At 71.6% G+C, this 24,169-nt stretch carries 20 protein-coding genes; 8 read left to right on the top strand and 12 right to left on the bottom strand.

The genetic code is table 11. From position 1 onward, the window contains the following. Positions 1-14: 14 nt before the first annotated feature. From BJY16_RS00255 to BJY16_RS00240, 4 genes are all read right to left on the bottom strand, one after another. Positions 15-881: a class I SAM-dependent methyltransferase gene (locus BJY16_RS00255; RefSeq protein WP_185037124.1), complete on the bottom strand. Its 867-nt coding sequence runs from the start codon at positions 879-881 to the stop codon at positions 15-17. Between the two features lie 161 nt (positions 882-1,042). Further along, complete coding sequence (locus tag BJY16_RS00250; protein ID WP_185037123.1) at positions 1,043-1,546, bottom strand: mycothiol transferase; 504 nt, start codon at positions 1,544-1,546, stop codon at positions 1,043-1,045. Positions 1,547-1,559: 13 nt separating this feature from the next. Further along, positions 1,560-2,444 (bottom strand): hypothetical protein, encoded by an 885-nt coding sequence (locus BJY16_RS00245; protein WP_185037122.1) that lies wholly within the window; start codon positions 2,442-2,444, stop codon positions 1,560-1,562. A gap of 10 nt (positions 2,445-2,454) precedes the next feature. Beyond that, complete coding sequence (locus tag BJY16_RS00240) at positions 2,455-3,801, bottom strand: MFS transporter (protein WP_185037121.1); 1,347 nt, start codon at positions 3,799-3,801, stop codon at positions 2,455-2,457. A 152-nt stretch (positions 3,802-3,953) separates the two neighbouring features. On the opposite strand from BJY16_RS00240, the gene BJY16_RS00235 reads away from it, so the two are divergent. Together BJY16_RS00235 and BJY16_RS46765 are read left to right on the top strand one after the other, a co-directional pair. Continuing rightward, entirely contained in the window at positions 3,954-4,706 is a 753-nt protein-coding gene (locus BJY16_RS00235; protein ID WP_185037120.1) for a Clp protease N-terminal domain-containing protein, read from the top strand. 95 nt (positions 4,707-4,801) lie between these two features. Beyond that, positions 4,802-4,927, top strand: a complete 126-nt coding sequence (locus BJY16_RS46765) for a hypothetical protein (RefSeq protein ID WP_260418243.1) — start codon at positions 4,802-4,804, stop codon at positions 4,925-4,927. Here the strand turns inward: BJY16_RS46765 and BJY16_RS00230 are convergent. From BJY16_RS00230 to BJY16_RS00220, 3 genes are read right to left on the bottom strand one after another with little or no spacing between them, the layout of a single operon-like run. Beyond that, a complete protein-coding gene (locus BJY16_RS00230; RefSeq protein WP_185037119.1) occupies positions 4,894-6,717 on the bottom strand; it encodes an alpha/beta fold hydrolase in 1,824 nt (607 codons plus the stop codon). The genes BJY16_RS46765 and BJY16_RS00230 overlap by 34 nt on opposite strands. Before the next feature lie 10 nt (positions 6,718-6,727). Next, a complete protein-coding gene (locus tag BJY16_RS00225) occupies positions 6,728-8,500 on the bottom strand; it encodes an N-acetylglutaminylglutamine amidotransferase (RefSeq protein ID WP_185037118.1) in 1,773 nt (590 codons plus the stop codon). Between the two features lie 12 nt (positions 8,501-8,512). Further along, positions 8,513-11,074 (bottom strand): carboxylate--amine ligase/circularly permuted type 2 ATP-grasp protein, encoded by a 2,562-nt coding sequence (locus BJY16_RS00220; RefSeq protein ID WP_185037117.1) that lies wholly within the window; start codon positions 11,072-11,074, stop codon positions 8,513-8,515. Positions 11,075-11,251: 177 nt separating this feature from the next. On the opposite strand from BJY16_RS00220, the gene BJY16_RS00215 reads away from it, so the two are divergent. Together BJY16_RS00215 and BJY16_RS00210 are read left to right on the top strand one after the other, a co-directional pair. Next, positions 11,252-12,322, top strand: a complete 1,071-nt coding sequence (locus tag BJY16_RS00215; protein WP_185037116.1) for an NAD-dependent epimerase/dehydratase family protein — start codon at positions 11,252-11,254, stop codon at positions 12,320-12,322. Positions 12,323-12,496: 174 nt separating this feature from the next. Continuing rightward, positions 12,497-14,626, top strand: coding sequence for a bifunctional SulP family inorganic anion transporter/carbonic anhydrase (locus BJY16_RS00210; RefSeq protein ID WP_185037115.1), 2,130 nt, complete (start codon positions 12,497-12,499; stop codon positions 14,624-14,626). Between the two features lie 380 nt (positions 14,627-15,006). Here BJY16_RS00210 and BJY16_RS00205 read toward each other — a convergent pair whose 3' ends face one another. The 5 genes from BJY16_RS00205 to BJY16_RS00185 all read right to left on the bottom strand — a co-directional run bounded on the left by BJY16_RS00205 (position 15,007) and on the right by BJY16_RS00185 (position 19,172). Beyond that, positions 15,007-16,053, bottom strand: a complete 1,047-nt coding sequence (locus tag BJY16_RS00205; RefSeq protein ID WP_239177973.1) for an amidohydrolase family protein — start codon at positions 16,051-16,053, stop codon at positions 15,007-15,009. Between the two features lie 104 nt (positions 16,054-16,157). Further along, entirely contained in the window at positions 16,158-17,375 is a 1,218-nt protein-coding gene (kynU, locus tag BJY16_RS00200; protein WP_185037114.1) for a kynureninase, read from the bottom strand. Beyond that, complete coding sequence (kynA, locus tag BJY16_RS00195; RefSeq protein ID WP_185037113.1) at positions 17,372-18,223, bottom strand: tryptophan 2,3-dioxygenase; 852 nt, start codon at positions 18,221-18,223, stop codon at positions 17,372-17,374. Before kynA ends, kynU begins: the two co-directional genes overlap by 4 nt. 31 nt (positions 18,224-18,254) lie before the next feature. Then, a complete protein-coding gene (locus BJY16_RS00190; RefSeq protein WP_307836101.1) occupies positions 18,255-18,533 on the bottom strand; it encodes a YchJ family protein in 279 nt (92 codons plus the stop codon). Between the two features lie 126 nt (positions 18,534-18,659). Further along, positions 18,660-19,172, bottom strand: a complete 513-nt coding sequence (locus BJY16_RS00185; protein ID WP_185037111.1) for a methyl-accepting chemotaxis protein — start codon at positions 19,170-19,172, stop codon at positions 18,660-18,662. A gap of 297 nt (positions 19,173-19,469) precedes the next feature. Between BJY16_RS00185 and BJY16_RS00180 the strand changes: the two genes are divergently transcribed. The 4 genes from BJY16_RS00180 to BJY16_RS00165 all read left to right on the top strand — a co-directional run bounded on the left by BJY16_RS00180 (position 19,470) and on the right by BJY16_RS00165 (position 24,095). Continuing rightward, positions 19,470-20,483, top strand: coding sequence for a LacI family DNA-binding transcriptional regulator (locus BJY16_RS00180; RefSeq protein WP_185037110.1), 1,014 nt, complete (start codon positions 19,470-19,472; stop codon positions 20,481-20,483). 316 nt (positions 20,484-20,799) lie between these two features. Then, positions 20,800-22,179, top strand: coding sequence for an ABC transporter substrate-binding protein (locus tag BJY16_RS00175; protein ID WP_185037109.1), 1,380 nt, complete (start codon positions 20,800-20,802; stop codon positions 22,177-22,179). A gap of 68 nt (positions 22,180-22,247) precedes the next feature. After that, complete coding sequence (locus tag BJY16_RS00170) at positions 22,248-23,195, top strand: carbohydrate ABC transporter permease (RefSeq protein WP_203759324.1); 948 nt, start codon at positions 22,248-22,250, stop codon at positions 23,193-23,195. A gap of 12 nt (positions 23,196-23,207) precedes the next feature. Continuing rightward, complete coding sequence (locus BJY16_RS00165; RefSeq protein WP_185037108.1) at positions 23,208-24,095, top strand: carbohydrate ABC transporter permease; 888 nt, start codon at positions 23,208-23,210, stop codon at positions 24,093-24,095. Positions 24,096-24,169: the final 74 nt, after the last annotated feature.

Here is a 24,169-nt window from a genome sequence, read left to right as displayed (position 1 = left end):
CTGCCTGGGCGCGGTCAGATGTCGGCGACGGCGACCCGGCCGGAGCGGAACGAGACGGTGTCCGAGCGCCCGTCCAGCATGCCGGTGGCCAGGGTGCGCAGATGGTCGTCGCGGCGGACGGTGAAGCCGTGACGGCTCAGCAGCCGGGCCATGGCGGCCGGCGGCCAGGTCGAGCGCCACGGCTCGGCGGCCCACGGGTTGGCGCGGCCGGCGAGCCTGGCCATGCCCTGCACGACGAGGCGGCCGAGCCGGGCCTTCGCCGAGCGGGCCTGATAGTTGACGATCAACCGGCTGCCCGCGGCGGAGAGCGAGGCGACCGCCTGGACCGTGGCCGCCACCTCGGCCCGGGTCAGGTAGGGCACCACGCCCTCCCACACCCAGGTGGTCGGCTCGGCGGCCCGATGCCCGGCCGCGGCGAGCGCGTCGCCGAGCCGGTCCCGGCCGAAGTCGACCGGCACGAACACCGGCGGCTTGCCGTCCAGCGCCGCCACCCGGTCCCGTTTGTCCTGCTGGGAAGCGGGCTGGTCGACCTCGAAGACCGGGACGTCGGCCAGCTCCGGCAGCCGCCAGGCCCGCCCGTCCAGCCCGGCCCCGAGGATCACCACCTGGGTGGCCGGACGCTCCCGGATCGCCTCGTCGATGGCCACGGTCCGCGGCACCATCATCTCGGCGCAGCGGGTCACCATCTCGAAGCCGACCCGCTCGTTCCAGTCGGCCGGCTGCCGCTCCGCGCGCACCAGCTCGACCAGCGCCCGCTCGTTGGCGCGCAGCAGCGCCATCGCGGTCGGATCGGCGAACCGCCCCGGGGCCAGCCGCCCGTGCGCCGCGGCCCGCCCCTGGCAGACCAGCACCGCGGTCTGACTCGCCCGATACTCCGGCATCGCTCCCCCTCAGCTCCACAGCCGACGGTAGTGCCGGTGCGGCCGGCGGACCGCTGACACCTGTCACCGGCCCGGGCCGCCGGATGTCACGGGCCCGGTCCACCGGATGTCACGGTCGTCGATCCCTGGGACGGAACGTCGTCGATCCCCTGGGACGGAACCTAGGGCAGCAGGCCGCGGAGGTAGGCGGCCTGGCCGGCGTGCTGGGCGTCGTCGTCGTAGACGCTGACCAGGCGGACGCCGAGGGTCACCGGCGGGTCCCACCGACGGTCGACGACGCGGTCCAGGTCCGCGTCGGTCAAGGTGGCGAGATAGTCGACGGTACGGTCGTGGACCGCCTGGTAGTAATCGGTCAGCGCCTGGGCGCTCTCCGGGACGACCGCGGCCACGTCGGCGGCGGTGTGCCCGTAACCGGTGTCCGACGGGTCCGGCTTGCGGCCGAACCGGGCGGCCCAGTCACCGGTGAGGTAGACCTGCTCGGTGTCGAGCAGCTCGGCCAGGTGGTGGTCCTGCACCCGGGTGAGGTGCCAGACCAGCCAGCCGATCGAGTTGGCGCCCGGCTGCGGGGTCCAGCGGAGCTGCTCCGGGGTCAGGCCGTCGATCGCGGTAGCGACCAGATCGGGCAGGCGACCGTACGCCTCGGTCAGCACACCTTGCGCGTCCATCGGGGTCTCCCTCCTACTGCTGCGGTTGCTCGGCGGCGCCCTGCTGCTCCGTCCCGGCGTCCGGCTGCGTGCCCTGATCGGTGCCCTGGTCCGGGCCCTCCTCGCTGCCGCCGGTCGGCGCCGGCTCGGTCGGAGCCCCGGTCGTCTGCTGCGGGGCCGGCTCGGTGGCGCCGGTCTCCGGGTCGGCCGGGGTCGTGCCCGTGCTCTCCCCGGTCTCGGTGGGCTGCGGGGCCGGCGACTGCTCGGAGTCGCTCGGCGTGCCGGCCGGGGCCTGCTTCTGATCGTCGCCGGAGTCGTTGCCGGTCCAGTGGAACACGGTCGGGGCGCTGCCGTCCCGCCCGCCGGTGACATCCGCCGCGGACCGGCCGGCCAGCAGCTCGGCCACGGTGAGCGTGCCCAGCGCCAGCACGAAGAGCGCGCCGGCCACCAGCCAGATCCGCTTCCACCGGATCCGCCGCGTCGGCCCCGGGGAAAGGGTGCCGGAGGTGGCCGGAAGGCCGGTCGGCGAGCTGCCGGAAAGGCTGAGGGCGGAGGTGCCGGGAAGGCCGGCGGAAGCCGCGGCGAAGCGGGGCGTCTCGGGGGATCCCGGCGTGCCGGCGGAGGACACCGGCAGCGGGGCCGCCGGGGACTGCGGGGCCGCGGCCACCTCCGGCGTCCCCACGGCGGCCGGGGCGGTCACGAAGGCGGCCTGCAGCTTCTTGGTGCCGCGCTCCAGATAGCGGTGGTAGATCTCGGTGCTGATCGAGCTGATCAGACTGACCAGTGCCGCGCCGATCAGCGTGCCGGCCACCCCGAGGAACGACCCGACCACCGCGGCGGAGACCGCCGCGAGCGTGCCGGCCAGGGTTTTCGGGATGTCGATGCCGGACCAGATCCGGGATTGCGCGTGCTCGGTCATGTGCCCCCTCTCAGTCGCGCCAGCTCTCCGCCTTTACCGCTCGGCTCGCCGCTAAACCACGCCGCTCGGCCAGGGCCACCCGCAGCGGGCGGATGACGATGCCTTCCTCCTCCTCGAGGCGGCGACGGGCCAGTTTCCGGGTGCGCAGGATGCCTGCCAGGCCGACCGCGGCGACCAGGAACTGAACCGACATCGCGACCCGGAAGTCGGCGATGTGATAGTCGGCACGGCCGCCGGTGCGGGCGTCCAGGATCAGGCCGATCAGCTCGATGGTGAGCAGCGAGGCGACGAACCCGCCCACGTTGACCACGCCGGTCGCGGTGCCCAGGCGGTGCGGCGGGTTGAAGGTCCGCGCGTAGTCGAAGCCGATCATCGAGCCGGGACCGCCCGAGCCGAGCGCCACCACCAGCAGGATCAGCAGCGGGAGCGGCGCCCGGCCGGGCCAGAGCAGGACCAGCGCCCAGGCGCCCAGGTTGATCGCGACGATGCCGAGCACCAGCAGCGAGCGGCGCAGCGGGTAACGCTGCACCAGGGTGCCGAGCACCGGGCCGGCACACATGCCGGTGATCACGAAGAGGGTGAGCAGGCTGCCGGCCTGGCCGCGGGTCAGCCCCTCGCCGGCGATCAGGAACGGGATGCCCCACATCAGGGCGAACACCGTGCCGGTGAACTGGGTGGTGAAGTGGGTCCAGAGGCCGAGGCGGGTGCCCGGGTGCCGCCACGCGCCGCTCAGGTCCTCGCCGAGCCGGCGCAGGTTGATCGGGTGGCCGCTGCTGATCCGCCGGTCCGGGGTGTCGCGCAGCGCCGCGAGGGCGGCCAGCGAGACGACGAGCCCGGCACCGGCCGCGCCGAGGAACCCGGTGGTCCAGCCGGCGGCGGCCAGCACCGCGGCCAGCGGCACCGCGGAGAGGATCTGGCCGAGCTGCCCGACGATGCCGGTGAGCTGGGTCAGCACCGGCACCCGGCGGGGCGGGAACCAGTGGGGGACCAGGCGCAGCACGCTGATGAAGGTCATCGCGTCGCCGGCGCCGACCAGCACCCGGGCCACGATCGCGCCGGTCATCCCGTCCGCGTAGGCCATCAGGGTCTGCCCGGCGGCCATCACCAGACCGCCGCAGACCACCAGCCGCAGCGATCCGAACCGGTCGAGCAGCAGCCCGACCGGGATCTGCAGGCCGGCATAGACCAGCAGCTGGAGCACCGCGAAACTGGCGAGCGCGCCGGCGCCCACGTCGAACCGGTGCTGCGCGTCGAGGCCGGCCACCCCGAGCGAGGTGCGGTGCAGGACGGCGACGACGTAGGCGGCGAGGCCGGCGGCCCACACCGCCCAGGCCCGGGCTCCGGGTCGCAGGGACATGTGGCGCCTTCCGCTCGCGCTTCAGCAGGTTCGTTTCCAGACTTCTCCGCAGGTCGCCACGTTGCAACGTGCGCTTGCCCACTGCCGGTGCTTGTTGTAACCCCAATGGGGGTATAGGTTGATAACCCCAAGCCGGACGAAGGGTGCGCCCCATGCCGAAGATCAACGTGTATCTGCCGGACGAGCTGGCCGAGGCGGTCAAGGAGACCGGGCTGCCGGTCTCGGCGATCTGCCAGCGGGCCCTGGAGCAGGCGGTGCGCCGGGTCACCGCGATCCGCGAGACGTCGCTGTCCGAGTTGGCCGGCGCCGACCTGGAGGAGCGCTTCCCGCTGATGACCGGCCGGGCCCGGGTGGTCATCGGGCTGGCCGTGGAGCGCGCGCGGGCCGCCTCGCGCACCGCGGTCGGCACCGGCCACCTGCTCGGCGCGATGATCGAGGAGGGCGGCAACCTGTCGCTGCACGTGCTGCAGGCGCTGGAGATCGACCCGGCCCGACTGGCCCGCGAGCTGGACCGGGAGCCGGCCGACGAGCCGCCCGGCCCGGGTGCCGGGGTGCACTTCAGCGTCCCGGCGGCCGGCGCGCTGGAGCTGGCGGTGGGCGAGGCGGTCGGCCTGGGGCACAACTACGTCGGGTGTGAGCACCTGCTGCTCGGGCTGGTGGCCGAGCCGGACGGCGCGGGCGGCCGGGTGCTGCGGGCGGCCGGCGCCGAGCCGCGGCTGACCCGCCGCGGGGTCGCCTCGGCCCTGGCCGGTTACCGCCACCTGCAGGCCAACACGGCCGCCGCGCAGGGTTACGCGCAGCTGCGCAACACCGGCGACGCCGGCCCGGCCCAGCTGCTGGCCCAGGCCCTGCAGCCGCTGATCGAGCGGATCGAGCGGTTGGAGCAGCGCCTGGACCCGCAATGAGGCCGGTCAGGCGGCCACGTGCCAGTCCCCGCCCACCCAGGGGGAGCCCCCCGAAGACAGTGTGGCGCGGAAGGAGGGATCGCGGGGGCGCGCCTGTGGACAACGTGCTGATGTGGATGACGCGCCGCCGGTCCAGCCCCACGACGAGAGCGGGACGGTGGGCCGGCGCGGTCGCGGCGGTGCTGTGCTACCTGCTGGTCGTGCTGCTGCTGGTCGGCTGAAGGTGGGTGGTCAGCCAGCCGAGCGTCTCGCGGAGGAACTCGTCGCGCGACGCCCGGTGCAGCAGCTCGTGCCCCTCGCCGGGGAACAGCAGGTAGCGGTGCGGGGCGTCCCGGGCGGCGAGCGCGGCCACCACCTGCTCGGCCTCGATCACCGGCACGTTGCTGTCGTTCTCGCCGTGCACGACCAGCAGTGGGGCGCGCAGCCGGTCGATCCGGTGGATCGGGGAGAGGTCGTGCAGCAGGGCCGCGTCCGCCACCGGGTCGCCGTACTTGCTGATCGCCGCCGCCGCGATCCACGGCTCGGTGTGCTGATAGAAAGTGAAGAAGTTGGACATGCCGCAGATGTCGATGCCGACGTCGAACAGGTCCGGGAAGGCGCACAGCGCCGCCAGCGTCAGGTAACCCCCGTAGGAGCGTCCCATCACCCCGATCCGCCCGGCCAGCCCGGCGTCCCGCAGATGCCGGACGCACGACCGGACGTCCTCGATCGCGTCGTAGCGCAGCGGCCCGTTGTCCGCGTTGACGTAGGTCCGCCCGGACCCGGACGACCCCCGCACGTTCGGCGCGAAGACCGCGATGCCCTGCCGCACCAGCGCCTGGAAGAGCGGACCGTGCCCGGGCCGCTCCTGCGCCTCCGGCCCGCCGTGCAGCCAGATCACCGTCGGGTACGGCCCGGTCCCGGCCGGCGTGAACAGCCACCCGGTCAGCGCCAGCCCGTCGTGCGCGGTCACCTTCTCCAGCGACGGCCGGACGGCGTCGGCGTCGGCCGGCTCGGCCGAGATCGCCCGCGGGTTCTTGCCGTCCCGGTCGCAGGCCCAGACGCCGTGCGGCTGCCCGGGCCCCTCCGCGGTGAAGGCCAGCGTCGACCCGTCGAAGCTCCAGGCCAGCCCGGAGACCACCGGCCCGGGCAGCGGCACGGTCACCGGCGCGGCCGGCCCGGCGTGGTCGAGGTCGACCAGTTCCAGGGCGGACTCGCCGCCGCGCACGTTCCAGAGCACCGCCGCGGTCCGCCCGTCCGAGGTCACCGCGAACGACTCCACCTCGGCGGCCCCGGCGGCGAGCACGTCCGCCGTCCCGCCGGCGAAAGCGCGCCCGGCGGCGAGCGCGTCGGGGGAGGCCGCGCCGCCGGCGAGCCGGACCAGGGCCGGGAACTCCCCGTCCTCGCTGCGCACGTAGACGCATCCGCCACCGGGGCTGAACACCGCCTGCTCACCCGGGGCGAGCGCTTCCTCCGTACCGGAAAGCAGGTCCTTGAAAAGGATCCACCGCGCCCCGCGCGGTCCCTGCCGGAGCAGCGCGCCGCGCCCGCTCGCGTCCACGTCGCAGAGCGAGATCAGCTCGCCGGACGCGATCACCGTGCGCGTCCCGGCCACCACGTCGATCACGATCGCGTCGGTCAGGTTCTCGGTGAGTGCCAGCAGCGGCCGCCCGGGCAGCCACCGCATGGTGTCCGCGGTGTCGCTGCCGAACCCGGCCACCTGGTGCGGGTCGGACCCGTCCGGGCGGACCAGCCACACCTCCTGCCGGGGCGCGCCGCCGGGGGCGAGCTGGCAGGCCAGCCACCCGCCGCCGGACGACCAGGCGACCGCGCTCACCGGCTCCGGGAACGGGATGTGGAAGGCCAGCTCGCTGCCGACCGGCTGCACCCAGACGGCCGGGGTGCCGCTGCGGTCGGAGACGTAGGCCGCGTGCCGGCCGTCCGGGGACAGCGCCGGCGACCAGGTCCCGGCGATGGTCGCCGGCAGCGAGGAGAACGCCGGCAGGAGCGTGACGTCGGCGCGATCGAGCAAAACCAGCCTCCTACAGCTTCTTGTCCTGCAACCACATCTCCAGCAGCGCGAGCTGCCACAGCTGGTTCGCCCCGAGTGTGGTCCGCGGCGTGTTCGGGTCGGCCAGCAGGGCCGCGACGTACTCCGGCCGGAACAGCCCGCGGGCCCGGGCCTCCGGCGCGTGCAGCGCGTCGCGCACCTTGGCCAGCATCGGGCCTTCCAGGTGGCGGATGCCGGGCACCGGGAAATATCCCTTCGTCCGGTCGATCACCTCGTCCGGCACCAGCCCGCGGGCCGCGTCCTTGAGCACACCCTTGCCGCCCGAGGCGAGCTTCAGCTCGGGCGGGCAGGCCGCGGCCAGCTCGACCAGCTCGTGGTCGAGGAACGGCACCCGGGCCTCCAGTCCCCACGCCATGGTCATGTTGTCCACCCGCTTGACCGGATCGTCGACCAGCATCACCTGCGAGTCGAGGCGCAGCGCCGCGTCCACCGCGGTCTCCGCCCCGGGCTGCCCGAAGTGCTCCGCCACGAACGCGGTGGCGTGGTCCCGGTCCAGGTGCCAGGCCGGGCTGAGCTGCCCGGCCAGTTCGGCGTGCGTCCGGTCGAAGAACTCCGCGGCGTAGGCCTCGACGGCCCGGTCCCGGGGCACCCCGGCGAGCGGCGGATACCAGCTGTAGCCGGCCAGGATCTCGTCCGCGCCCTGTCCCGACTGGACGACCGTGACGTGCTTGGCGACGTCCTCGCTGAGCAGGTGGAAGGCGACGCAGTCGTGGCTGACCATCGGCTCGCTCATCGCCGCCACGGTCCGGTCCACGGCCGGCAGGAACCGATCCCGCCCGATGCTGATCTGGTGGTGGTCGGTGCCGAACTCCTTGGCGATCAGGTCCGAGTAGGTGAACTCGTCACCGCTCTCCCCGCCACCGGACTCGAACCCGATGCTGAACGTGGTCAGCCCCCGCTGCCCCTGCTGGGCCAGGAGGGCGACGATGAAGCTGGAGTCCAGGCCGCCGGAGAGCAGCACCCCGACCGGCACGTCGGCGACCATCCGCCGCCGGACCGCGAGACCCAGCGTCTCCCGCACGGCTGCGGCCCACTCCGGGCCCGACATGGTTTTCGTACGATGAGCGGCCGCCGTCCAGTAGACCCGGTCCGTCGCCGTCCCGTCCGCCCGGACCACCCGCACGGTGGCCGGCGGCAGTTTCCGGATCCCGGCGACGATCGTGCGCGGCGCCGGCACCACCGAGTGGAACGTCATGTAGTGCTGCAGCGCCACCTTGTCCAGCGTGGTGTCCACCCCGCCGGCGGCCAGCAGGGCCGGCAGCGTGGACGCGAAGCGCAGCCGCCCGGGCGTCTCGGCCAGGTAGAGCGGCTTGATCCCGAGCCGGTCCCGGGCCAGCGTGACGGTCCCGGTGTCGTGCTCGGCCACCGCGAACGCGAACATCCCGAAGAACCGGGTGACGCAGTCCGCGCCCCACCGGTGATAGGCCTTGAGGATCACCTCGGTGTCCGAGCCGGAGAAGAACCGGTAGCCCGCCTTCTCCAGCTCGTCGCGCAGTTCCCGATAGTTGTAGACGCAGCCGTTGAAGACCACGGTCAGCCCGAGTTCCTCGTCGGTCATCGGTTGCCGGCCGGCGTCGCTCAGATCGATGATCTTCAGGCGGCGGTGGCCGAAGACGAGCCGGCCGTGCTCCCAGAGCCCCTCGCCGTCCGGGCCGCGCGACTCCAGGGCGGGCAGCATCCGCCGGACCGCCTCGACGTCCGCGGGACGCTCGCCGTACCGGATCTCACCGGCGATTCCGCACATGTACAAACCTCCTCAGGCCAGCAACCAGGTGTCTTTGGAGCCCCCGCCGCGCGACGAGTTGACGATCATCGAACCGGCCGGCGCGACCCGGGTCAGCGCGGCCGGGGCGACCACCGGGCGGTCGCCGGCGGTGAACACGAACGCGCGCAGGTCCACGTGCCGGGGTGCGAGCCGGTCCCCGTCGAAGACCGGGTGGGTGGAGAGCCGGACCAGGTCCTGCGCCACCCAGCGGTGCGGGGCGGTGCGGATCTGCCGGCGCAGCGCGTCCAGCTCGTCGGCGGAGGCGTGCGGGCCGATCACGATCCGGTCCCCGCCGTACCCGTCGACCGGCTTGCAGACCAGCTCGTCCAGCCGGGACAGCACCTCGGCGCGCTGCTCCGGCACCCCGCACAGGTACGTCGGCACGTCGTCCAGCAGCGGCTTCTCGTTCAGGTAGTACTCGATCATGCGGGACACGTACGCGTAGACCGCCTTGTCGTCGCCGATCCCGTTGCCCAGCGCATTCGCCAGCGTGACGGTCCGCGCGTGCAGTGCCGCGACCAGGCTCGGCCCGAGCGGCATCCCGTCCGCGCCGGGGGAGTGGACCAGGCTGTCCTCGCCCATCCGCAGGTAGATCACGTCCACCGGGTAGCGCTTGCCGTCCCGCAGCCGGTACACCCGGCCGCCGTCGACGAACAGCTCGGTGCTGCGCACCACCGGCACGTCCATCGCCTCGGCCAGCATCCGGTGCTCGAACCAGGCCGAGTCGTCCGGGCCCTGGCTGAGCACCACCAGCGCCGGATCGTCACCGGCGGCCGAGGCCAGCAGCGCCTCCTTGAGCAGCCGGGGCGTGTCGTCCACCGGGATCAGGCCCCCGGGCCGGGGCAGCTCGGGCAGGATGCTCTCGGTCAGCCGGCGGTTCTGCATGGCGTAGGCGATCCCGGACGGCACCCGCAGGTTGTCCTCCAGCACGCACCACCGGCCGTCGCCGTCCCGGACCAGGTCGACGCCGGCCACCTGGGCGCGCACGCCCGGCCCGGACGAGAGCGCGCCGCTGGCCCGCAGCTCCGGCGAGCCGTCGATGACCCACTCCGGCACGATCCCGTCGGCCACGATCTGCCGGCTGTCGTAGACGTCGGCCAGGAACGCGTTCAGCGCCCGGACCCGCTGGGTCAGCCCGCCGGTCAGCGCCGCCCAGTCGTCCGCCGGGACCACCCGGGGGACCAGGTCGAACGGGAACAGCCGGGTGGCCGCCTCGCCGGCCACGCTGAACGTCACCCCGTTGGCCCGCTGCTCCTCGTCCCGGGCGTCCTCCCGGTGCCGCAGGCCGGTGGCGCCGAGCGCGGTGAGCACCGGGACGATCCCGGCGTACTCCGCCGCCACCGGGCCCGGGAACGCCTCGTCGCCCTCCTGCGCGTACGGGACCAGCCGGGTGGGTGCCGCCGTCCCGGGCCGGTGCGCCTCGCCGCCGGTCTCGGTGACCAGCAGGTCGACCACGTCGGCGATCCGGCCACGCCGGGTCAGCGCCCGCCGCTGCCGGGACGCCGAGCTGCCCCGGCTCAGCGTCCGCGCGGACAGGTCGCACACCTGCTCCCAGTCGCCCAGCGCCTCCAGGTCCGGGCGCAGGTCGGCGACCAGGTGCTCGACCGCGACCGAGGCCGGCACCGGGCCGGGCGAGCGGGGCAGGTCGAGCAGGTCGCCCTCCAGCCCGGAGCGGGCGGCGCGCCACATCGCCGCCCGGTGCAGCGGTGGCCGCGGGGTGGGCAGGGGCAGGCCGGCCCGGTGCTCGTCGCGGGCCCGCCGGACCAGGGCGCGGAACAGGCCGGCCAGCAGCACCACGGTGTCCACGTCCGGGCAGGCGTCGGTGACCCGCAGCTCCACGGTCGGCACGTGCGCCGACGGCCGGACGTCGAAGTAGACCATCTTCGGGTCGCTGATCGTCCCGGACGCGATCAGGTCACCGACCAGCTGCTCGTGCTCGGCCGCGGAGCGCAGCACGCCGCTGTCGCCGGCGGTCGGCCAGCGTGACCAGACCAGCGAGCGGACGCTGGCGTACCCGGAGTCCTCACCCATCCAGTAGGGCGAGCTGGCCGACAGGGCGAGCAGGACCGGCAGCGCCGGGCTGACCCGCTGCGCCACCGCGACCGCCTCCTCCCGGTCGGGCACCCCGACGTGCACCTGCGCGCCGCAGATCAGCTGCTCGCGGACCAGCATCTGGTACTCGTGCAGCATCCGGCGGTACCGGTGGGTCGGGGTGATGGCCAGCGCGTCCAGGTCGACCAGCGGGACGGTGCCGGCCGCGACCAGGCCCAGGCCGAGCGACCCGGCCACCGCGGCCGCGGTCCGGCGGCGGTCGGTGATGCCCGCGCGCAGGCCGTCCAGGGTGGTGCTGACCGGGGTGTTCGTCTCCACCACCGAGCGGTGCAGCTCGGCCGAGAAGTGTGCCGGGTCGAGCCGGTCGAGCACCTCGGGCGCCCGGGGCACCAGCTCCCGGGTGGTCAGGTCGACGACGTGCAGCTCCTCCTCGGCACCGAGCGTGAGCGACTCGGCGTCGCCGGACGGCACGGGTTGCAGGGTCGGCACGGACTCCGTCATCACGACCACCTCTCTGTTCGGGGGGAGGCCAGCGTTTCCATCAGATGTGGCAGATGTGTGACGTGCCCATTTCGTGCTCTTGCCAAGCATGCCGGTCACTACGTCCCGACCGGTGGGCGGCGCCGTTCGTCGCTACCGGTAACCTCGGCGTCGGCACCCACTCCTGCGGAGGTTCTGATGGGCAGCGTCGTCGTCATCACCGGCTCGGCCGGTCTGATCGGTTCCGAGTCGGTCCGCCACTTCGCCGCCCTCGGCATGGACGTGGTCGGGGTCGACAACGACATGCGGGGTTACTTCTTCGGCGCCGACGGCTCCACCAAGTGGAACCTGGAGCGGATGACCAAGGAGATCGGTGACCGGTACACGCACTACTCGCTGGACATCCGGGACCGCGAGGGCCTGGGCCGGCTCTTCGCCCAGTACGGGAAGAACATCGGCCTGGTGATCCACGCCGCGGCGCAGCCGAGCCACGACTGGGCGGCCCGCGAGCCGTACACGGACTTCGACGTGAACGCGGTCGGCACGCTGAACATGCTGGAGTCGGCCCGCCGCCACGCGATCGACGCGCCGTTCATCTTCACCTCGACCAACAAGGTGTACGGCGACACGCCGAACTCGTTGCCGCTGGTCGAGCAGGAGACCCGCTGGGAGCTGCCGGAGGACCACCAGTGGTTCCAGGGCATCGACGAGACGATGACGATCGACAACAGCCTGCACTCGATCTTCGGGGCCAGCAAGGTCGCCGCCGACGTGATGGTGCAGGAGTACGGCCGCTACTTCGACATGCCGACCGCGGTGTTCCGGGGCGGCACGCTGACCGGTCCCGGTCACTCGGCCGCCGAGCTGCACGGCTTCCTGGCGTACGTGATGCGGTGCGTGATGGAGCAGCGCAAGTACCGGATCTTCGGGTACAAGGGCAAGCAGGTCCGGGACGCGATCCACTCGCACGACCTGGTCGCCGCGTTCGAGGCGTTCCAGAAGGCGCCGCGGGTCGCCGAGATCTACAACATGGGCGGCGGCCGCACCTCCAACTGCAGCGTGCTGGAGGCGTTCCAGCTGGCCTCGGAGATCGCCGGGCTGCCCGCCGACACCGAGTACGTGCCGGAGAACCGGACGGGCGACCACCAGTGGTGGATCAGCAGCACGGCCCGGTTCGAGGAGCACTACCCGGACTGGAAGGTGACCTACGACGTGCCGATGATCCTGCGCGACATGTACGAGTCGAACAAGGACGTCTGGAAGGCGTGACGCTTCGCTGAAGAAAGGGGCCCGGCAGGGCCCTTTTCTCATTTCGCCGACGTCGCCGCACACCTTGTGCGATTTCCTCCCATTTCCTGGGAACTGGTCGGCAAATAGCTGTGTTTTCCCTGGATGTGCGCCTGCCGTAAAGGCGGCGTAACCATTCTTCGGTACATTTACGAAATGTCCGACTTGACGCAGTTGTTGCGCCGGGACTTGCCGGCGTCCATCGTCGTGTTCCTGATCGCCATCCCGTTGTCGCTGGGTATCGCCGCGGCATCCGGAGCCCCGCTCTTCGCGGGGCTGGTCGCCGCCGTCGTCGGCGGCGTCGTCGCGGGCGCCCTGGGCGGCGCCCCACTCCAGGTCAGCGGCCCCGCCGCCGGCCTCACCGTGATCGTGGCCGGCGCCGTGGCCGACTTCGGCTTCGCCGGCACCGCCGCCATCGTGGCCGTCGCCGGGCTCGTCCAGATCCTGCTCGGCGCGTCCCGCCTGGGCCGCGCCGCCCTGGCCCTGTCTCCCGCCGTGGTGCACGGCATGCTGGCCGGCATCGGCCTGGTGATCGCGCTCAGCCAGGTGCACGTGCTGCTCGGCGGCGCGCCGCAGAGCTCCGCCTGGCACAACCTGCGCGACCTGCCCGCACAGATCGCCACCCACCACGGCCTGTCCGCCGGGCTCGGCCTGCTCACCATCGCCATCCTGATCCTCTGGCCCCGGCTGGTCCGGATCTCGCTGCTGCCGGCCGCCCTGGTCGCGGTGGTCAGCGTGACCGTGCTGGCCCACGTCACCGGCGCCGACGTGGCCCGCGTCCGGCTCCCCGACGAACCACTCGCCGAGCTGGTCACCCCGGTCTGGCCGGACGCGCCGCTGCGCCAGATCACCGTCGCGGTGCTCACCATCGCGCTGGTCGCCAGCGTCGAGTCGCTGCTCTCCGCGGTCGCGGTGGACCGGATGCACGACGGCCCGCGCGCGAACCTGAACCGCGAGCTGGTCGCCCAGGGCACCGCGAACACCGTCTCCGGCCTGCTCGGCGGCCTGCCGGTGACCGGCGTGATCGTGCGCAGCTCGACCAACGTGGCGGCCGGCGCCCGGACCCGCGCGTCGGCGATCATGCACGGCGTCTGGGTGGCCGGGTTCGTGCTGCTCTGCGCCGGCCTGCTGGAACGCATCCCGATGGCGGTGCTCGCCGCGGTGCTGATCGTGGTCGGGTTGCGGCTGGTCAGCCTGGCCCAGATCCGCACCTACGCCCGGCACCGGGAGCTGCCCACCTATCTGGTCACCGCGCTCGGCGTGGTCGCCGTCGACCTGCTCACCGGGGTCGCGCTCGGCATGGTCACCGCGGCCGTGCTGATCCTCTGGCGGCTCACCCGCTGCGAGATCCGGACCGTCCAGCGGGCCCCCGGGCAGTGGCTGGTCACCATCAGCGGCACCCTGGCGTTCATCGAGTCGGCCCGGCTGGCCCGGGAGTTCGCCGCCCTGCCGGAGGGCGAGGAGGTGGACGTCGAGCTGCACCTGGACTACCTCGACCACGGCGCGTTCGAGACCATCCGGGACTGGCGGGAGGCCTACCAGAAGGCCGGCGGCCAGGTGCGGATCCGCGAGGTGCACGACTCCTGGTTCTCCCGGGCCACCTCCGGGCGGCTCGGCGAGGCGAAGAGCACGCCTCGCCTGCTCGGCTCCTGGTCCCGCTGGCAGAGCCTGGACCTGCAGCGCCGGGACGCGATGGCGGCCGGCATCGCCGAGTTCGAACGCACCGTGGCCCCGCTGGTCCGCCCGCACCTGGCCACCCTGGCCCGGGACGGTCAGCGCCCGGAGCAGCTCTTCATCACCTGCGCCGACTCCCGGGTGGTGCCCAACCTGATCACCGGCAGCGGTCCCGGCGACCTGTTCTGCGTCCGCAACGTCGGCAACCTGGTCCCGGCACACGGCCGGTCGTCCGGGGACGCCTCGGTGGGGGCCGCCATCGAGTACGCGGTCGACGTCCTCGGGGTCACCACCATCACCGTCTGCGGACACTCCGGGTGCGGGGCGGTCCGGGCCCTGATCTCCGGCGCCGCGGCTCCGGGTTCGTCGCTGGGTGACTGGCTGGCGCTGGCCGGCACCGAGTTCACCGACCCGGCCGACGAGGAACGCTGCTGCACCGACAACGTCCTCCAGCAGCTGGCCAACCTCCGCACCCACCCGGTGGTCCGCGCCGCCGAGGCAGCCGGCCGCCTCCGCCTCACCGGCATGTACTTCGACCTAGCCGAAGCCCGCATGTACGAGGTGGACCCGCTCCTCGGCGCCCACCGCCCGGTCCACACCCCAGCCGCCTGACCCGAGGCCGTAAACACCCCTGACCGCCGCCGGCTCACGGAAGCCGGCTGGCCGTCAGGGGTGTCTCACGGCCTCCGAGGCACCCCTGACAACCAGCCCGAGCCCGCGACCGGGCAGCGGTCCGGTCACGGTCCCGGCTGGGTCCCATGGGTGTCTCGGGCGTGTTGAGGGACCCGTGAGGCACAGCTGGCGTCGTGAGCGGGCGGCGGTCCGGGCTGGGTTTCATGGGTGTCTGGGGCGTGTTGAGGGACCCGTGAGGCACAGCCGAGGTCGTGAGGGGGCGGCGGTCCGGGCTGGGTTTCATGGGTGTCTCGGGTGTGTTGAGGGACCCGTGCGGCACAGCCGGGACCGTGACCGTCGCGGTGAGCCGTGCGCCGCGATCAGCGGGGGCGGACGGAGTCGTCGAGGACTCGGGCGGTGGCCAGCGAGTCGGCGAAGGCGGCCGGGGACAGGTCCAGGCCGCCCGGGACCCAGGTGATCTCGGGGGCGTCCGGCTCGGTCATCGCGGTGAGGATCTCGTCCGGTGTGAGGCCGGCGGCGCGCAGGGCGCGCAGCTCGCGCGGGTTGACGCCGGGTGGGAGCGGGCCGTTGCCCAGGTCGGTGCCGTAGCGGACCTTGCCGCCCTGCTCGACGAAGCGGCGCAGGTTGCCGATCGCCACCTCGCGGGCCGGGTCCGGGTCGCCCCAGCCGTGGATGTCCAGGGTGCTCAGCCAGGTCATCCGGCTGGCGCAGGCGCGGATCAGGCTGTCCGGCAGAGTCTCGGTCCACGGGGTGTGGGCCAGGATGTCGGCGCCCGCTTCGACGGCCGCGGTCACCGTGCCCGGGCCCTCGGCGTGCACCACGACCGGCAGGCCGGACGCGTGGGCGGCGTCGACCAGCGCGCGCAGGACCGGCTGGGGCAGCAGCGGGCCGCCGGCGTGCGCGGTGACCTTGATCAGGGTGGCGCCGGCCGACCAGGCGTCGGCCACCGCCGCGCCCGCGTCCGTCTCCGAGGCGATCTCCCGCCAGCTGCCGGCCGGGGCCCAGGCTCGGTCGCTCGGATAGCCGCCGGGAGCGATCAGAAACGGTCCGGCATAGCGGATCCGCGGCAACGAAGAGACAGCCGGGGCGGCGGCGCGGGTGGCGAGGGCGGCGACCGCGGCCGGGTTGCCGCCCAGGTCCCAGACCGCGGCGATGCCGCCGGCCCGGACCGTGCCGAGGTCGACCAGGGCGGAGTGGACGTGCGCGTCGACCAGGCCGGGCAGCAGGGTGCCCGGCAGCCGGCGCGTGCCGTCGGCCGGGGCCATCTCCGCCGGGACCGGCTTGACCTTGCCGTCCGCGCCGACGCGCAGTGCCACGCCGGCGCGGAGCCGGCCGCCCCACCAGATGGTGTCGGCGGCCAGCCACCGGATGCGCTGGTCCTCGCGCGGGTCCGGGACCTCGGTCACGGTCGGGCGCGGTTCGCAGTCACGGCCGGCCCGGGCCGTACGCGAGAAGCACCCGGACCCGCCGCAGCCCGCACCGCCACATGGTCCCGGGTTGTGATCGGTGCTCACCGGTGTTTCTCGGCGAGGTCGCGCAGGATCGCCAGGCCGTCGTGGACCTCGGTGAAGCTGGTGCTCAGCGGCGCCGGCCCGATCCGCAGCCCGTCCGGCCGGCGGTAGTCCGGGATCACCCCGCTCTCCCAGAGCGGGGCCAGCAACTGCTCGAAGCCGGCCCGGCGCAGCGTGATGTGCCCGCCTCGGCGGGCCGGGTCGCGCGGGCTGACCACCTCGACGCCGAGCGGCGCCAGCCACTCGTCGGCGAGTTCCAGCACGTAGTCGGTGAGCTGCAGCGACTTCGCCCGGACCGCGTCGATCCCGGCCTCGGCGAGCAGGTCCAGGTTGGCGTGCATCGGGACCATCGCGAGGATCGGCGGGGTGCCGCTGAGCAGGGCGCGGATGCCGGGGGCGGCCTCGTAGCCGTGGCCCATCTCGAACGACGCCCGGTGCCCCATCCAGCCCTGGATCGGCTGTTTGAGCGAGTCCTGCAGCGAGTGCCGCAGGTAGCCGAAGGCGGGCGCGCCGGGGCCACCGTTGAGGTACTTGTAGGAGCAGCCGACCGCGAGGTCCACGCCCCACTCGTCGAGCTGCACCGGCACCGAGCCGGCCGAGTGGCACAGGTCCCACAGCGTCAGCGCACCGGCCTCGTGCGCGATCCGGTTGATCTCCGGCACGTCGGCGAGCCACCCGGAGCGGTACGCGACGTGCGAGAACAGCACCAGCGCGGTGTCCTCATCGACCGCCTCAGCGACCTGGTCGGGACGAATTCCGGTGGCCTGGTCAGTCTCGACCCAATGGAGGAGAAGCCCCCGCTCCGCCGCGATGCCCTCCAGGACATAGCGGTCGGTGGGGAAGTTGTCGGTGTCCAGGACCACCGTGCGCCGCCCCGGCCGGGCGTCCACCGCGGCCCGCGCCAGCTTGTAGAGCAGCACCGTGGTGGAGTCGGCGACCACGGTCTGCCCGGGCGCCGCGCCCAGCGCCACCGCACCGAGCCGGTCGCCGAGCACCAGCGGCCACTCCAGCCAGCCGTCGGTCCAGCCCTGGATCAGCCGGCCGCCCCACTGGTCGCGGACGAAGTCGTCGATCAGCCGGGCGGTCGCCTCGAGCGGCCGGCCGAGCGAGTTCCCGTCGAGGTAGGAGACGACCGACGGGGCCGGCAGGAATCTGTCCCGGAACGCGGCCAGCGGATCGGCGGCGTCCAGGGCGGCGGCCCGGTCTGCGAGGCTCAACGAGGGACTCCGATCTCGGTGCGGACGGCGTAGAGCTCCGGGAAGAATGTCAGATCGAGAGCCGCCTTCAGGAAGCCGACCCCGCTGGAGCCGCCGGTCCCGCGCTTGAAGCCGATCGTCCGCTCCACCGTCTTGAGGTGGCGGAACCGCCAGAACTGGAAGTTCTCCTCCAGGTCGACGAGTTCCTCGCAGGCCTCGTACACCTCCCAGTGCTGCTCGGCCTTCTCGTAGATGGTCTGGAAGACCGGGACCAGTGCCTCGGAGAACGACCAGGCCTCGGTGACGTCCCGGTCCAGGATCTCCACCGGGATCGGGTGTCCGTGCCGGGCCAGGTAACGCAGGAACTCGTCGTAGACGCTCGGCGTGCCGAGCAGGTCGTCGAGCAGCGCGCGAGCCGCCGGCTGGTCGTTGAAGATCTGCAGCATGCGGCGGTCCTTGTTGCCGAGCAGGAACTCGACCGCGCGGTACTGGTAGGACTGGAAGCCGGACGAGGTGCCCAGGAAGCTGCGGAACTGGGCGTACTCGGTCGGGGTCAGGGTGGCCAGCACCGACCACTGCTCGGTCAGCGTGCGCTGGATGTGCTTGACCCGGGCCAGGCCCTTGAGCGCCGGTTTCAGATCGTCCTTGGCCAGGTGCTGGAGCACCGCGCGCAGCTCGTGGATGATCAGTTTCAACCACAGCTCGGACGTCTGGTGCTGCAGGATGAAGAGCAGCTCGTCGTGGTGCTCGGGCACGCTGACCGGGTGCTGGGCGTTCAGCACCTCGTCCAGGTGCAGGTACTCGCCGTACGAAAGATTGACCTTGAAGTCCCGGACGATCCCGTCCTCGATCGGCCTCGTTGCCGACATGGTGATCACCTACCTTTTCGACTTCAGGAGATCACACCGGCCCCCAGTAGACCCATCGGCCATCGTGGCGGACGAACCTGCTGCGTTCGGTCATCACGCCGGCCTGCCCGTCGTCCCGGAAATGCGCCTGGAAGGTGACGAACCCCTCGGCGTCGAAGACCCCGCCGCCGGTGCTCTCCTGCACCTCCAGGCGTACCCAGCGCAGGCCGGGGTCACTCTCGATGCCGGTCGGCCGGGTGTCCGGATGCCAGGTGTCCAGCACGTAGTCGGACCGGTCCAGGGCGAACGCGCTGAAGCGCGATCGCATCAGGGACTCCGGGTCCGCCGCCGGGTTGCCGGCGTGGAGCGGTCCGCAACAATTCTCGTACGCCGGGGAGCCGCACGGACACGACCTGGCCCGGGCGGTGCGCTTGCCTGCCATGCCGGACAGTCTTCCTCAGCCGGCCTGCTGCTCCACCACGATCCCGCTGATCACCTTCTGGCAGCGGTCGAGTTCCTCGATCAGGCCCTGCATCTCCTGGATCGCCTCGACCGCGTTCTGCGTGTCGGTGCGGATGCCGCCGACCTGCGTGCCGATCTCGCTGGTCGCGGTGGCGGTCTCGTTGGCCAGGTCCTTGACCTCGCTGGCCACCACGGCGAAGCCGCGGCCCGCCTCGCCGGCCCGGGCCGCCTCGATGGTGGCGTTGAGCGCGAGCAGGTTGGTCTGCTTGGCGATGGTGGCGATCAGCTGGACCACCTTGCCGATCTCGGTGCTGCTCGCCTCGAGCCGCTGGATCACCTGTACCGCCGTCTCCGCGGCGTGCACGGCGGCCTGGGTGGCGGTGGCCATGTCGTTGCTCACGTTGGCCAACCGGTGCACCGAGTCGCGCTGCCGGTCCTGCGCCTGTGCCGACCAGTCGTCCTGGCCGCCCCCGGACGACCAGCTGTCGTTCTGATCCCAGTCGGTCATCTCGTGCTGATCCCTTTCTTGCCGGTAACTCACAACATCCCATCCGGCCCGCTCGTCGCGGGCCGTTTTCGCTGATCCGGTCCGTTATGGAACCGTGCCGAAAGCGGAGTCAGCACACAGCGCGACGACTTAACCGGATCAGTCTCGGCCGATCGGCCCTCGATCGGTCACCGCCGGTGAAACATGGCGGAAACTTGATCGGGTGGTCGCCGTTGGTCAGAAATCTCTGTCATCGGTTCCGGAACTGACCGCAAGGACCGGTTCAGTTTTTGCAATGACTTGACGTAGGATTCCGTCGTGACCAAACGTCTTGCCGAGGTGGCGAAGAAGGCCGGGGTCAGCGAGGCGACCGTCAGCCGGGTGCTCAACGGGCGCAGCGGCGTCTCCGAGGCCACCCGCGCGTCGGTCCTCACCGCCCTCGATGTCCTGGGCTACGAGCGCCCCACCAAACTGCGGGGTGAGCGCGGCCGGCTGGTCGGCCTGGTGCTCCCCGAGCTGCAGAACCCGATCTTCCCGGCGCTGGCCGAGGTGGTGACCGCCTCGCTCGCCCAGCGCGGCTTCACCCCGGCGCTCTGCGCCCGGACCATCGGTGGCGTCCCCGAGTCGGACTACGTGGAGATGCTGCTCGACCACCAGGTCTCCGGCGTGATCTTCGCCGGTGGGTCGTACGCGCTGGCCGACGCCTCGCACGAGCACTACCGCCGGCTCACCGACCGCGGCCTGCCGGTGGTGCTGGTCAACGCGGGCGTCGACGAGCTGGGCTTCCCCCGGGTGTCGACCGACGACGCGGTGGCCGTCGAGCAGGCGTACGGGCACCTGCGCTCGCTCGGGCACGAGCGGATCGGGATGGTGCTCGGCCCGGAGGGGCACATCCCGTCCCGCCGCAAGCTGGCCGCGATGATCCAGGCGGCCGGCTGGACCGACACCGAGCTTTCTCCCGGTCGCGGATGGGTGGAGCGCTCCAGCTTCTCGATGGAGGGCGCCCGGGTGGCCGCCACCAAGCTGATCGAGCGCGGCGCCACCGGCATCATCTGCGCCAGTGACGTGATGGCGCTCGGCACGATCCGGGCGGCGCGCCGCCTCGGGCACGCCGTCCCGGCCGACGTCTCGGTGGTCGGCTTCGACGACTCGGCGTTCATGACCTGCACCGATCCGCCGCTGACCACGGTCCGGCAGCCGATCGAGACGATGGGCCAGTCGGCGGTCGACCTGCTGGTGACGCAGATCGAGGAGGCCGGGGTGGTCCGCGACGAGCTGCTCTTCGAGCCGGAGCTGGTGGTCCGCGGATCGACCGGTCCGGCCCCGCGCTGATCGTGTTCGGCGCTGCAATTTCCTTCACCTGAACGCAACCTCTCCAACGGCTGCCGACCGCTACTTGCGGTCGGCAGCCGTTTTTTCATGGCCATAGTTGGCCGTAAACCCGGCAAACCATCGCTTGACCAGCGCTTGTCAACATCTGCCATCTCAAAGTCGCGTCTTTTCAGTGGCTGATCGAAACCTTGCGGAAATCAGTAGGCCTCGCTACGGTGACTCCACTCACAGAGATGACCACCTCTGCGACCACACGCATCGATGACCTCGCACCTGAAGCGAATACATGGATAACCGTTCCCGAAGGGATGGACAGATGTCCGCACCGCAGTACCGGAAGGCCGTGGCGTTCGCGCTCGCGGCCGGCCTGGGACTCAGCCTCGCGGCGTGCTCCACGAAGAGCGACGACGAGAGCACCAGCGCCGACGGCAAGACGATCATCACGGTGGACTGCATGCCGGTCGGCACCGAGAAGGAGCTGGTGGCCAACTGGAACGCGGACGTCGCCGCGTTCGAGAAGGCGAACCCGGACGTCCAGATCAAGAGCGTCAGCGTCGGCACCCAGTGCAACAACCCGCCGGACTTCACCGCCCGGCTCGCCGGTGGCACCACCACCGACGTCTTCTACGGCTACATGACCGACCTGCAGCAGGTGCTGGACTCCGGCCAGGCCATGGACATCACCCCGTACCTGACCGACGAGAACGTCCCGACCTGGAAGGACGTCGACCCGGCGCTCAAGGCGGTGTTCACCGACGGCGGCAAGACCTACGCGCTGCCGATCAAGAACTACTCGATGGGCCTGGTCTACAACAAGGTCCTGTTCCAGAAGGCCGGCCTGGACCCGGCGAACCCGCCGAAGACCTGGCCCGAGGTCCGGGCCGCGGCCAAGAAGATCGCCACCGCCGCGCCGGGCGTGGCAGGTTACGCCGAGTACAGCGCCGGCAACACCGGCGGCTGGCACTTCACCGCCGAGATCTACTCGCAGGGCGGCCAGGTGCTCACCGAGGACGGCAAGAAGGCCGACTTCAACAACGCGATGGGCAAGCAGGTCCTGCAGAACCTCAAGGACATGCGGTACACCGACAACAGCATGGGCTCCCGCCAGCTGCTGCAGTGGGGCGACCTGCTGACCAACGCGGCGGCCGGCAAGGTCGGCATGTTCGTCGGCGCCCCGGACACCACCCAGCAGATCGTCTCCCAGTTCAAGGGCAAGTACGAGGACTGGGCGGTGGCCCCGCTGCCCGGCCAGGACGGTCTGGCCAAGGCCACCCTCGGTGGCGGTGACGGCTACTTCTTCAAGAAGGGCCTGACCGACGCGCAGGTCAAGGCCGGCCTCAAGTGGGTCGCCTTCCAGAAGCTGACGGTCGGCAAGGGCCAGTTCGACTACCCGCGGGCCAAGCCGCAGAACTACCCGGTCGGCCTGCCGCAGCCGCTGCTGTTCGCCAAGGGCAGCGAGACCGCGAAGGCCGAGTTCGACCTGCGCAAGGCGAACGCCAACGTGGACCCGTCGATCTACACGCTGTTCGAGAACCAGCAGCTGCCGATCAAGGGCGAGCCGGCCAACGCCCAGGCCATCTACGCGGTCATCGACTCGGCGATGTCCGGGGTGCTGACCAACCCGAACGCCAACATCGACCAGCTGCTGAAGACCGCCGAGGACAAGGTCAACCAGCTGATCGCCGCCGGTAGCTGATTCCGCGGGGAGTGCGGGCCGGTCGCCGACCGGCCCGCATCCCTCCGACTCACCGCAGGAGTTTTTCGTTGGCGACCATGACCGCCCCGGGCACGACCGACCAGTTGACCCGCAGCGCAGTACCGGCCCGGAAGAGCGGGCGGCGCAGCCGCAAGATCCGTGACAACGTCACCGGATACGCCTTCCTGATCGGCGCGATCTTCTGCTTCGCCCTCTTCACCTGGTATCCGATGATCCGCGGGATCATCATGAGCTTCCAGAAGACCAGGCGTGGCGTGACCACCTGGGTCGGCTGGGACAACTACACCCGGATCATCGCCGACCCGAGTTTCTGGCCCGCCTGGCGCAACACCATCTATTTCACCCTGCTGGCCCTGATCATCGGGTACGCGGTGCCGTTCTTCGTGGCGATCCTGCTCAACGAGCTGCGGCACGCGAAGGGTTACCTGCGCGTCCTGGTGTACCTGCCGGTGATGCTGCCGCCCGCCTCGGCGCTCTTCCTCTTCAAGTTCTACGCGTACGACCCGAGCGACGCCGGCCTGTTCAACGCGATCCTCAAGGCGCTGCACCTGCCCACCTCGCAGTGGATGCAGTCGCCGGACGCCACGATGCCGGCCATGGTGATCGCCTCCACCTGGATGAACATGGGCAGCGCCGTGCTGATCTACCTGGCCTCGCTGCAGAACATCCCGGGGGAGTTGTACGAGGCGGCCGAGCTGGACGGCGCCGGGCTCTGGCGCCGGATCTGGAACGTGACGATCCCGCAGACCAAGCTGATCCTCGGCCTGCTCGCCATGATGCAGATCGTCGCCACCATGCAGGTCTTCATCGAGCCGCTGATCCTCGCCAACGGCGCCGGCACGCAGGACTCGGCGACCACCGTGGCGTACCTGATCTATCAGCACGGCTTCTACCAGAACGACCTCAACGGCGCCGCGGCGCTCGGGGTGATCACCCTGCTGGCGCTGGCCGCCTTCTCGGGGATCTACCTGCGGCTCACCACGAGGAACGACTGAGGACGGACCCGCATGTCGCAGAATTCCGGCACCCGCACGCTCATCTCGCAGGCGCAGTTGCAGCGGGGCAAGGGCAAGGTCGTCTACTGGACGTTGCTGAGCCTGGTCGTCGTCAGCTTCACCCTGGTGTTCATCGGCCCGCTGTACTGGATGGTCACCGGCGCGCTGAAGACCGGCCAGGAGATCGCCCAGACCCCGCCGACGCTCTGGCCGCAGGACCCGAACTTCAGCAACTACACCAATGCGTGGAGCAACCTCAACCTCTCCAAGCTGCTGTTCAACACCTTCTACTACGCCCTCGGCGCGGTGCTGTTCCAGCTGGTGTTCGACACGGCGGCGGCGTACTCGCTGTCCAAGCTGCGCCCGGTCCTGGGCAACGTGGTGCTCGGCGCGATGCTCGCCACCCTGATGATCCCGGTGATCGTGCTGATCGTGCCGCAGTACGTGACGGTGATCGACCTGCCGCTCGTGCACACCAGCCTGATCAACCAGCCGCTCGCGATCTGGCTGCCGCTGGTCGCCAACGCGTTCAACATCTTCCTGTTGAAACGGTTCTTCGACTCCATCCCGGACGACCTGATGGCGGCCGCCCAGGTGGACGGCGCCGGCCCGCTGCGCACCCTCTGGTCGATCATCCTGCCGATGTCGCGTCCGATCCTCGGCGTCGTCTCGATCTTCTCGGTCACCTACGTCTGGAAGGACTTCCTCTGGCCGAAGCTGGTCATGCCGGACGGCTCGACCCGCACGGTCAGCGTGGGCATCGTGGCCTTCTCCGGCGGCTCGTCGGTGAACGAGGTGATCGCCGCCTCGGTGATCGCCGCCATTCCCACGGTGATCATCTTCCTGATCTTCCAGCGGAACATCATGTCCGGCCTGACCGCAGGCAGCGTCAAGGGCTAGAGCGCCGTCGCCGACAGCCGGCGCTCACCCGCTGAAGCGCAAAAAATGCTGCATTAATACGCAGAAAGCGAGTT

Origin of the sequence: Actinoplanes octamycinicus (assembly GCF_014205225.1) — a bacterium.
GTDB classification, from domain to species: domain Bacteria; phylum Actinomycetota; class Actinomycetes; order Mycobacteriales; family Micromonosporaceae; genus Actinoplanes; species Actinoplanes octamycinicus.
The sequence above is the reverse complement of the archived record's forward strand: the minus strand, read 5'-3'. Positions and strand labels throughout refer to the sequence as shown.

Coding starts and splice junctions, on each gene's coding strand:
- BJY16_RS00175 (WP_185037109.1), top strand. CDS start 20,800: ATGTCCGCACCGCAGTACCGGAAGGCCGTGGCGTTCGCGCTCGCGGCC.
- BJY16_RS00245 (WP_185037122.1), bottom strand. CDS start 2,444: ATGACCGAGCACGCGCAATCCCGGATCTGGTCCGGCATCGACATCCCG.
- kynA (WP_185037113.1), bottom strand. CDS start 18,223: ATGTCGGCAACGAGGCCGATCGAGGACGGGATCGTCCGGGACTTCAAG.
- BJY16_RS00255 (WP_185037124.1), bottom strand. CDS start 881: ATGCCGGAGTATCGGGCGAGTCAGACCGCGGTGCTGGTCTGCCAGGGG.
- BJY16_RS00250 (WP_185037123.1), bottom strand. CDS start 1,546: ATGGACGCGCAAGGTGTGCTGACCGAGGCGTACGGTCGCCTGCCCGAT.
- BJY16_RS00235 (WP_185037120.1), top strand. CDS start 3,954: ATGCCGAAGATCAACGTGTATCTGCCGGACGAGCTGGCCGAGGCGGTC.
- BJY16_RS00225 (WP_185037118.1), bottom strand. CDS start 8,500: ATGTGCGGAATCGCCGGTGAGATCCGGTACGGCGAGCGTCCCGCGGAC.
- BJY16_RS00220 (WP_185037117.1), bottom strand. CDS start 11,074: ATGACGGAGTCCGTGCCGACCCTGCAACCCGTGCCGTCCGGCGACGCC.
- BJY16_RS00210 (WP_185037115.1), top strand. CDS start 12,497: ATGTCCGACTTGACGCAGTTGTTGCGCCGGGACTTGCCGGCGTCCATC.
- BJY16_RS00240 (WP_185037121.1), bottom strand. CDS start 3,801: ATGTCCCTGCGACCCGGAGCCCGGGCCTGGGCGGTGTGGGCCGCCGGC.
- BJY16_RS00215 (WP_185037116.1), top strand. CDS start 11,252: ATGGGCAGCGTCGTCGTCATCACCGGCTCGGCCGGTCTGATCGGTTCC.
- BJY16_RS00165 (WP_185037108.1), top strand. CDS start 23,208: ATGTCGCAGAATTCCGGCACCCGCACGCTCATCTCGCAGGCGCAGTTG.
- BJY16_RS00185 (WP_185037111.1), bottom strand. CDS start 19,172: ATGACCGACTGGGATCAGAACGACAGCTGGTCGTCCGGGGGCGGCCAG.